At 34.3% G+C, this 6165-nt stretch carries 9 protein-coding genes, 1 tRNA gene and 1 pseudogene; 8 read left to right on the top strand and 3 right to left on the bottom strand.

Annotated elements, in window-relative coordinates; genetic code table 11:
• Positions 1-109, bottom strand: a pseudogene (locus tag QZ260_RS12445) (methionyl-tRNA formyltransferase); the annotation flags it as partial.
• Between the two features lie 18 nt (positions 110-127).
• Here QZ260_RS12445 and fmt point away from each other — a divergent pair.
• From fmt to QZ260_RS12430, 3 genes are all read left to right on the top strand, one after another.
• Positions 128-994 carry a methionyl-tRNA formyltransferase gene (gene fmt, locus QZ260_RS12440; RefSeq protein ID WP_295986733.1) on the top strand — a complete coding sequence of 289 codons (867 nt, stop codon included), beginning with the start codon at positions 128-130 and terminating at the stop codon, positions 992-994.
• Positions 995-1166: 172 nt separating this feature from the next.
• Positions 1167-1454 (top strand): HU family DNA-binding protein, encoded by a 288-nt coding sequence (locus QZ260_RS12435; protein ID WP_295986735.1) that lies wholly within the window; start codon positions 1167-1169, stop codon positions 1452-1454.
• A gap of 122 nt (positions 1455-1576) precedes the next feature.
• Complete coding sequence (locus QZ260_RS12430) at positions 1577-2137, top strand: YqgE/AlgH family protein (protein WP_295986731.1); 561 nt, start codon at positions 1577-1579, stop codon at positions 2135-2137.
• On the opposite strand, the gene QZ260_RS12425 is transcribed toward QZ260_RS12430, so the two are convergent.
• Positions 2134-2976: an aminotransferase class IV gene (locus QZ260_RS12425; RefSeq protein WP_295986729.1), complete on the bottom strand. Its 843-nt coding sequence runs from the start codon at positions 2974-2976 to the stop codon at positions 2134-2136. The two genes, QZ260_RS12430 and QZ260_RS12425, sit on opposite strands and share 4 nt — an antisense overlap.
• A gap of 66 nt (positions 2977-3042) precedes the next feature.
• Positions 3043-3435, bottom strand: coding sequence for an START-like domain-containing protein (locus QZ260_RS12420; protein WP_295986728.1), 393 nt, complete (start codon positions 3433-3435; stop codon positions 3043-3045).
• A 132-nt stretch (positions 3436-3567) separates the two neighbouring features.
• On the opposite strand from QZ260_RS12420, the gene QZ260_RS12415 reads away from it, so the two are divergent.
• From QZ260_RS12415 to QZ260_RS12395, 5 genes are all read left to right on the top strand, one after another.
• Positions 3568-3641, top strand: a tRNA-Met gene (locus QZ260_RS12415).
• Between the two features lie 373 nt (positions 3642-4014).
• The gene (locus QZ260_RS12410) at positions 4015-4230 is read left to right on the top strand and encodes a DUF2892 domain-containing protein (RefSeq protein ID WP_295986726.1); all 216 of its coding nucleotides are present in this window, start codon (positions 4015-4017) and stop codon (positions 4228-4230) included.
• An 11-nt stretch (positions 4231-4241) separates the two neighbouring features.
• The gene (locus QZ260_RS12405) at positions 4242-4544 is read left to right on the top strand and encodes an HPF/RaiA family ribosome-associated protein (protein ID WP_295986722.1); all 303 of its coding nucleotides are present in this window, start codon (positions 4242-4244) and stop codon (positions 4542-4544) included.
• Positions 4545-4693: 149 nt separating this feature from the next.
• A complete protein-coding gene (locus QZ260_RS12400; RefSeq protein WP_295986720.1) occupies positions 4694-5305 on the top strand; it encodes a flavin reductase in 612 nt (203 codons plus the stop codon).
• 62 nt (positions 5306-5367) lie between these two features.
• A partial coding sequence (locus tag QZ260_RS12395; RefSeq protein WP_295986718.1) for a M20/M25/M40 family metallo-hydrolase occupies positions 5368-6165 on the top strand: 798 nt, incomplete at its 3' end.

Genomic DNA, 6165 nt, shown 5'->3' with positions numbered 1-6165 from the left:
CTGGTGCTGTAATAACACCAACAATAGTATAGTTGTTTTCGACTAATGCTTGTAATGTGGCAACTGCAAAATCTGGTGTGCCCATAAATACAATTTTCAAATCCCTCATAGATGACTTAATTTATATGTGTTTGTTGGTGTTATTACAGCACCAGACAAACCTGCAGGACGTGGAAGAAAACTTAATGAAAGCGCCGTAAAAAAATATGCTAAATCTCAAGAGTTAACAGTGCTTCAGCCTACAAATTTAAAAAGCGAAAGTTTCCTTAAAGCATTGAAAGCGCTTCATGCTAACCTACACATTGTAGTCGCATTTAGGATGCTCCCAAAAGTGGTTTGGCAAATGCCCGAATATGGGACATTTAATTTACATGCTTCTCTGCTGCCAAACTATCGTGGCGCGGCACCCATAAATTGGGCTATTATTAATGGTGAAACCAAAACCGGGGTTTCTACTTTTTTTATTGATGACAAAATAGATACGGGAGACATGATTCTTCAAGAAACTATAGACATAGATCCTAATGAGCATGCAGGAAGTCTTCATGATAAATTAATGGCGATTGGTAGTCAATTGGTTTTAAAGACCGTAAACGCCATTCAAAAAGGTAAGGTTAAAACCATTCCGCAGAAAGAAACACAAGATATTAAGACAGCTTACAAGTTAAACAAAGACAATTGCAAAATCAATTGGGATGACTCTATTAAGAATATATATAATCACATTCGCGGGTTATCCCCTTATCCAGCTGCTTGGTGTACGTTAGTTAACGGTGAAGATGCATTAGATGTTAAAATATATAAGGTTGATAAAGCATTTGAAAGTCATTCTTTAAAATCTGGAACTATAATAGCTTCAAAAAAAGAACTAAAGGTAGCAGTTACCGATGGTTACATAATTATAACAGAAATTAAACTTCCAGGAAAGCGCGCTATGGATATCAAATCACTCTTAAATGGGTATACTTTTAATGAAAATGCTAAAATGCTCTAAACCCTTATTACCACTGATATTATAAAAATATCGACAAAATACACTTCCTTTATTAACAAATGCTGTAAGTTATCAACAAAACGGGGTATTTCCCTTGCTATTACTTGCGTGATTGCATAATCCGTATAAATTTGTAGAGGGAGAACAAAAATGTTTAACCCATTTATTAATAATTAAATTTTATATTATGAACAAAACAGATTTAATCGACGCAATGGCAGAACATGCTGGAATCACTAAAGCAGCATCAAAAAAAGCATTAGAATGTGCTTTAATTGAAATTGAAGGTGCTTTACAAAAAGGTAACAGAGTTTCTTTAGTAGGATTTGGTTCTTGGTCAGTTTCTAAAAGAGCTGCAAGAGATGGAAGAAACCCTCAAACTGGTGCTACTATCAAAATCAAAGCTAAAAACGTAGTAAAGTTTAAAGCTGGATCTGATTTATCAAGTGCTGTAAACTAGTCATTTACTTCTTTCTATTATAATAAAAGCCTCCATAACCTGGAGGCTTTTTTTATATCTCTCTCTAAGAGTTGCTTTTTTAATAAATAAATACTAAATTTAGTTTATTAAATGCTCAAAAAATGGTTACAACAAAACCCAAAAAAGGAGATTTATTAATCGCTGAGCCTGCCATTATAGGCGACGTTTCTTTTAACCGCTCTATCGTGTTACTTGCAGACCACTCAGAAGATGGTTCAATAGGTTTTATTCTAAACAAACCACTAGACTATACCATTAATGATTTAATCCCTGAAGTTGAAGTCAAATTTAAAGTTTACAATGGAGGGCCTGTAGAACAAGATAATCTATATTTTATTCATAAGATTCCGCATTTAATTCCTAATAGCATTGAAATTTCTTTAGGTATTTACTGGGGTGGCGATTTTAGCAAAGTTGCAGAACTTATAAAAGACAAAACCATTAAAGAAAATGATATCAAGTTTTTCTTGGGATATTCTGGATGGGAATCCACTCAATTAGAAACGGAACTTAAAGCTAATTCTTGGGTTGTAACCGAAAATAGTTACAAAAAGAACGTCATAGAAAAAGATTATGAAACGTTTTGGAAAGAAAAAATGATAGAATTTGGCGGCGAGTATAGCATTTGGTCAAATGCACCAGAGAATCCAAGTTACAACTAAGTCAATCTTATTTTCACATTTAACTTTTGAAGTAATAGTTTAGAAACGGCGTTACCAAATACCTTTTTTCTGTACTTGCTAACGGGTTGTATTCCAGTAATCACATTGGTAATAAACATTTCGTCTGCTTTTTGAATTTCAAATGGCGATATAGCATCTTCCACCAATTCATACTCGGGTAATGCTTTAATAATATTAAGGAGTTGTGTTCGCATAACCCCCTTTAAACAGCCATCACTTAATGGTGCTGTTTTAATCGTAGTGCCTTTTACTAAAAACACATTACCATTAAGCGCTTCAACAACGTGTTTGTTTGTATTGAGTAACAAGCAATTATTTAAACCATTCTCTTTGGCGTAAATGCTTCCTACTACGTTTAATGCTTTGTTATTGGTTTTTAAGGTTGATAGCAAGCTAGGAGATACATAATAGTCCTTAAACAAATCCACTTCATAGAACGCGTCATTTAATAAATAAAAGTCTTCAGAAACAGGTTTTACTGAAATCACAAAACTAATATCGTTTGTATTTGGTGTATATAAACCTCCATCGTTTCTATGCACCTGTAATTTCACTCTTGAAGATCCATTGGATAATGTATTAGCGTTTAATGTTTCCTGAATTTGATCTTCCAAATATTCCATGGTAAAGTTCATTGGTATTTCCATACGCATAATACGCATAGAAGCCATTAACCTAAAATAATGGTCTTCCCAAAATAGTATTTTACCATGCACTACTTTTATAGTTTCAAAAAGGGCATCGCCGTAAGCATAGCCTCTATTTTCGGTTGATAAAATAGTGTTATTTTCTAAAAGTGTTCCGTTAAAATTTATCATAAAAAATCCCGCTTTACATTGATTTGAAAAGCGGGACAAATATAATTTAAAATATGCTATTGATAATTAGGAAGACCCTAATACTTGCTTAAGACTAGAAATTTGATTGGTCCATAACATTTTTGATTCTTCAACCTCATCTTCTTCGGCAAAATCTGTAACCATTAGGGATACATCTTTTGTAATTTCATCAACTTGAATTCTAATTTCGAAATAACAAGATGAACCTTCATCTTCATCTTCCATCCATCTAAATTTAATGCGCTCTCCGGTTTTTTTATTTAACAACTTTGCAATTTCCTCACTATCATCCCAAATAAACGTAAAGAATTCTCCACGAGAATTTACATTATCTGAAAACCATTCAGATAAACCTGATGGCGTTGATATATATTGATATAACAATTGAGGAGAAGCATGAATAGGGAATTCTATTTCAAATTTGACTTTATCGTCCATAAATACTAATAATAATTATTTTTCTCAATATATACATTAATTGATAAGTATAACAACAATTTTTAATAATATTTTCCCCTACTTCTGTTTGCTTACAATAATATTGTTTTTATATTTGCAGCCTTAAATTATGGCGAGGTAGCTCAGCTGGTTAGAGCGTCGGATTCATAACTCGGAGGTCATGGGATCGTGCCCCATTCTCGCTACAAGTAATACCAAGGGAAACCCTGAGATTTTATATCTCGGGGTTTTTTATTTTGCTAAAACATATGGTGGCTTTTAGTACTCATTTTTCCAACACACTCAAAGCGTACTTCATACTATTAATCTAATAGTCATCCTAGGCTATTTAGTCTTTAGAATCGTAAAATTCAGCTCCAATCCTTCACTATAAAAAATAGAATCGTAGTGCTCTTCCCTATTTTCTTATTCCAAGACCAACTAATCTGCCGCTCTGCTTTAGACTAAAAAAGAAACTTAAACCAAATAAGCACCTAAAAACCAGCCTAAAAATGATGAATATCATTTACAAAAAACATAATTCGTCATATTTTTAGAAATGATATAAAACCTGTCAAGATGAAAAAAAATATGGGAACTGCAGATAGAGCCTTGAGACTTATAATCGCTATACTTTTTATAACCCTTTTTGTTACGGAAAACATTACAGGAACCTTAGGCATTGTATTAATTGCTTTAGCCGTAGTATTTGTTTTAACCAGCTTTATAGGTTTCTGTCCGCTTTACACTCTATTCGGAATAACTACTTGTAAACTAAAATCAAAAGATACTTAAATCGTAAAACTATGGAAATACATGTTCAATTTGTGAAAATGCAAACCAGTGAAGCCATGGAAGCATATGTCATAAACAAAATAGAAAAACTAGCTAAGAAGTATGATTCCATTATTAGAGCAGACGTGTTTTATAAATTAGAACATGACCCGAAAGGAAAAGGAAAGATTTGTGAAATTCAATTGAGTCAATACGGACCAAAAATTTTCGCGTCCTCTAATGAGACCTATTTTGAAGAAGCAACAGATAACACTATAGATGATCTAAAAATACTGCTTAACAAACGCAAAAGTAAAATGAAGCCTCATTTATAAGTATAGAGTAACACTTTTAATAAAGAGGTGAAATTTGATAGTGCACCGTATTTTTCATGCTATAAGCGGCACTAATTAAGGACTATAACTATCGGTTTTGGTCATCGTTTTATTTTGCAAGCTTGGGCATATTATTATTTATGTATATCATGAAAACGTTACCACAAAATAAATTCTACACCTTAGATACTTCAAGTCCCATTTGGGACCGTATTTTCACGGTAGCACCTTTAATCGTCATTGGTACTAAAGAAGGTGAGGCATATAATTTAGCTCCAAAACACATGGCGACCCCAATTGGTTTTGATAATTACTTTGGTTTTGTATGCACACCAAAGCACGCTACCTATCAAAACATAAAAGATACTCAAGAATTTACGGTTAGTTTCCCGCTCCCCGATCAAGTCGTATTAGCCGCATTAAGTGCCACGCCACGTTCTGATGACACCTTGGGCTCTAAACCCATTATTAAGGCATTACCAAGCCTAAAAGCAACTCGTGTTGATGCTCTGTTTCTAGAAGCATCCTATTTATTTTTTGAATGTAAACTCTTTAAAATCATTGACGGTTTTAATGAAAACAGCATCATTACCGGTAAAATTATGGCAGCCCATGTTGACAAAAACTATATGAAGACTTTTGAAAAAGACGAACAACAACAACTTAAGGAAAATCCGCTGCTGGCTTACATTTCAAACGGGCGCTTTGCAAAAATTACCAAAACGTACAACTTTCCTTTTCCAAAGAATTTTAAAACTTGAACGCCGTAAACAAACATATGGCCACGGAGATTATAACTTATTTAAAAGATAATCATAAGCCCATGCTGGCACTTCTAAAAGAAATGGTTGCCATAGAATCACCTTCAAACAATAAAAAAGCCCTTAAAAACGTCATCCGTTTTCTTCGTAAAGAATTAGAGCAATTAGGCTTTTACACCCTGCATATTTCTGGTAAAAACACCGGAGGGTATTTATATGCCCGACCACTAATTCGGAAAAAAAACACCCCCTTACAATTACTCATTGGCCACTGCGATACGGTATGGGAACTACAATCCATAAAAGACATGCCTGTAGTACAACGCAACGGCAAACTCTCTGGACCCGGAGTCTTTGATATGAAAGCTGGAATTATACAGATACTATTTTCACTACGCGCCATAAAAGCATTACAATTAGATTTAGCGGTGACACCCATTATTCTTATCAATACAGATGAAGAAATAGGAAGTCACGAGTCTACCCCTATTATCAAGCGGTTATCAAAACTGGTTCACCGCGCTTTTGTTTTAGAACCTCCTTTAGGCTTAGAAGGACGCTTAAAAACAGCCAGAAAAGGGGTTGGGCGCTTTACCATTACGGTAAAAGGCAAAGCCGCACATGCGGGATTAGATCCTCAAAAAGGGGTGAATGCTATTGTCGAATTATCGCATCAGGTCCAGCGGTTATATGCTATGAATGACTTTGATAAGGGCATCACGGTAAATGTTGGACTCATTGAAGGCGGTTATGCCTCCAATGTTATTGCTGCTGAAAGCAAAGCAACCATTGATGTTCGGGTATATAATATAGAAGACGGTGCCTATATTACGGATAGAATTCATCAACTAAAACCCATA

It is taken from the genome of uncultured Algibacter sp. (assembly GCF_905480415.1).
GTDB lineage: Bacteria > Bacteroidota > Bacteroidia > Flavobacteriales > Flavobacteriaceae > Algibacter_B.
This window is presented reverse-complemented; position numbering and strand designations above follow the sequence as displayed.

What these genes read in the sequence shown, in the direction of transcription:
- QZ260_RS12405 (WP_295986722.1), top strand. Translation starts at nt 4,242, where the DNA reads ATGGAAATACATGTTCAATTTGTGAAAATGCAAACCAGTGAAGCCATG.
- QZ260_RS12410 (WP_295986726.1), top strand. Translation starts at nt 4,015, where the DNA reads ATGAAAAAAAATATGGGAACTGCAGATAGAGCCTTGAGACTTATAATC.
- QZ260_RS12425 (WP_295986729.1), bottom strand. Translation starts at nt 2,976, where the DNA reads ATGATAAATTTTAACGGAACACTTTTAGAAAATAACACTATTTTATCA.
- QZ260_RS12420 (WP_295986728.1), bottom strand. Translation starts at nt 3,435, where the DNA reads ATGGACGATAAAGTCAAATTTGAAATAGAATTCCCTATTCATGCTTCT.
- QZ260_RS12430 (WP_295986731.1), top strand. Translation starts at nt 1,577, where the DNA reads ATGGTTACAACAAAACCCAAAAAAGGAGATTTATTAATCGCTGAGCCT.
- QZ260_RS12400 (WP_295986720.1), top strand. Translation starts at nt 4,694, where the DNA reads ATGAAAACGTTACCACAAAATAAATTCTACACCTTAGATACTTCAAGT.